The organism is Bacillus sp. UNC41MFS5 (genome assembly GCF_000686805.1).
This window is the reverse complement of sequence record NZ_JMLP01000051.1, coordinates 1-2,127: the sequence shown is the minus strand read 5'-3', so window position 1 is coordinate 2,127 and position 2,127 is coordinate 1. Positions and strand designations below refer to the sequence as shown.

The window sequence follows — 2,127 nt, the reverse complement described above, 5'->3', positions numbered from 1 at the left end:
AGTAATATGTTCATGTAACACTAAAATGTAAAAGGGAAAAGGAGAGGTCTTATTATGACATTATGGGTAACAGATTTAATTAAGGTTAATCAGTACACCAGAAGTGGAAAGAAATTAAGTGCTGTGAAAGGTATTGTTTTACACTACACAGCCACACCAAAGGCATCAGCAAAGAATGAAAGGGATTACTTTAATGGTACATGTATTGCAGACAAGAGATATGCTTCTGCACATCTGTTCATTGACAAGAATGAAGCAAGGTTAATCATTCCTCTTAATGAGGTGGCTTATCATGCACATGACCACAGCAGATGTTATCCAGATGAATTGGGTGACAATGCTAACCTTAATACCATTGGTGTTGAGATGTGTATTGAAGCTGATGGAAGCATCCACAAAGATACATTAGCAAGAACAGTCCAAGTAGTTGCAGAACTATGTAAGATGTTCAAGCTGAATGAGAAAAACTTGTACAGACACTATGACATCACTGGCAAGAATTGTCCTGCTATGTGGGTGTCAAATCCTTCTGCATTCACATCATTCAAGGCAAGTGTGGCTAATGTACTTAAACCTGCACCAAAGCCTTCTGTGACCCCTTCTAAGCCTTCTGAGAGCATTGGGAAGGTAGAAGTATTGGTTGATTCCTTATGGTACTACAACAAGCCAGATTGGGATGCTAAAGAGGGCATGGCAAGCAAAGGTGATGTATTTACAGTGGTCAAGGAATTGACTGTTGAGGGTGCAAAAATGTACCTTCTAAAGTCTGGTAATTACATTACTGCATCAACAAAGTATGTAAAATTCAGCAAATAAAAGAAACAGGATACCCCTTTAATTAAGAGGTATCCCTTTTTTTGTTTACATAGCTTTTGCAATCTCAGCCAATACCTTCATGAACACAGGTGCTAGATGAATCAAGAAATAGCCAACAATACCATTAATCATCAAGGAAGTAGCCTTATCTTTCATGTTAATCATGTATAAAAAGCAAGCACCAGTAATAATGATAGAGGTAACAGGGAAGGCAAGGTCTTGTAATAGCTGTAAGAGTGGCAGAAAGGCAGTTGTAATCTTTGCCATTGATGCCCCTGCTATTACTCCACCCACAACAGGTTGGAAGACAGGTGTAGCTGTTCCAATGGTTTGTGCATGACCTACTTGGGGAAGTAAGGCAGTCATGGATGCAACACCACTTGCCAACCCTGCTATTTTCACATTGTCAAAAGTCCTCTTTTTAGTCCACTCTTTACCACTCATGAAATCCTTTACAGACATGCTTTGATATTTAGCCATCCTCAATCACTCCTTAAATGATGTCATTGATTGTGTAAATCTTTGATGGTATTCCTGCACTTTGACATTCAGCAATCAACTTCTTCTGTTTGTTTTCACTGCTAGTCACCCATATCACCAGAGGTTGCACACCCCAAATGGTTGACTTGATGAAATCTCTGTACTTCTTAATCTTTTCTCTGTTCATGGACATCTTCTGTATATTGTCAATCTCCACAAAACACCTCTGACCTTGCATATTAAGGAATGAAGCATCTGGATGAATGGTAAGGCTTTTGTTCTCCTTGAATCCATACTTGGGTTCATTCTCCCAAGATGAAGGGCATCTCATATGAATGTAAAGCTGATTCCTCATAATGAAGTGCTTTGCATGATTGGTCTTCTTTCTGACCACCTCACAGTCAATCCTTTCTCTGCCTTCACTGGACAAGTAGTAAATATTTTCACCATCTCTAAAGTGACAAAGGTAATCAGCCATATTGGTAAGCACTCTAGAAGTGTTTCTTTGGCTTTTGAGGTCATGTAGTTCTCTGATTTGGCTTGAAGTGAGGTAATCAAGTAATTTTAGTGAGTGTAAGATGCTGTCTATCCTTTCTTCCTTCATCACAAATGTCTTTATGCTCATGTGATAAACCACTCCTTATATTGATGTGAGGTGTAATTTTTTCCTTGATGAAATCATTATCAATGAATGGCACTTGCACCTGTTCCAAGCTGTCACTTAACACCAATGCTCTGCCTTTAAGTCCTTTAGGTAGCTTCTCTGCACCACTTTGGTCTAGGACAACCTCTGATGCTGTCTGGTTGGTCAATCTAAAGCTGATTCTGGTT

3 protein-coding genes and 2 pseudogenes are annotated in these 2,127 nt (G+C 39.2%); 1 reads left to right on the top strand and 4 read right to left on the bottom strand.

Annotation, left to right across the window (positions count from 1 at the left end):
* Nucleotides 1-54: 54 nt before the first annotated feature.
* Nucleotides 55-816 (top strand): N-acetylmuramoyl-L-alanine amidase, encoded by a 762-nt coding sequence (locus BR30_RS0116155; RefSeq protein ID WP_026565877.1) that lies wholly within the window; start codon nt 55-57, stop codon nt 814-816.
* A gap of 45 nt (nt 817-861) precedes the next feature.
* Here BR30_RS0116155 and BR30_RS0116150 read toward each other — a convergent pair whose 3' ends face one another.
* The 4 genes and pseudogenes from BR30_RS0116150 to BR30_RS37975 all read right to left on the bottom strand — a co-directional run.
* Nucleotides 862-1,296: a hypothetical protein gene (locus BR30_RS0116150; protein ID WP_026565876.1), complete on the bottom strand. Its 435-nt coding sequence runs from the start codon at nt 1,294-1,296 to the stop codon at nt 862-864.
* 13 nt (nt 1,297-1,309) lie between these two features.
* Nucleotides 1,310-1,489: a hypothetical protein gene (locus BR30_RS37985; RefSeq protein ID WP_231507738.1), complete on the bottom strand. Its 180-nt coding sequence runs from the start codon at nt 1,487-1,489 to the stop codon at nt 1,310-1,312.
* A gap of 3 nt (nt 1,490-1,492) precedes the next feature.
* Nucleotides 1,493-1,900, bottom strand: a pseudogene (locus BR30_RS38890) (replication-relaxation family protein); the annotation flags it as partial.
* Nucleotides 1,851-2,127 (bottom strand): annotated as a pseudogene (locus BR30_RS37975) (FtsK/SpoIIIE domain-containing protein); the annotation flags it as partial. The pseudogenes BR30_RS37975 and BR30_RS38890, both read right to left, overlap by 50 nt.

What these genes read in the sequence shown, in the direction of transcription:
- BR30_RS0116155 (WP_026565877.1), top strand. Translation starts at nt 55, where the DNA reads ATGACATTATGGGTAACAGATTTAATTAAGGTTAATCAGTACACCAGA.
- BR30_RS0116150 (WP_026565876.1), bottom strand. Translation starts at nt 1,296, where the DNA reads ATGGCTAAATATCAAAGCATGTCTGTAAAGGATTTCATGAGTGGTAAA.
- BR30_RS37985 (WP_231507738.1), bottom strand. Translation starts at nt 1,489, where the DNA reads ATGTCCATGAACAGAGAAAAGATTAAGAAGTACAGAGATTTCATCAAG.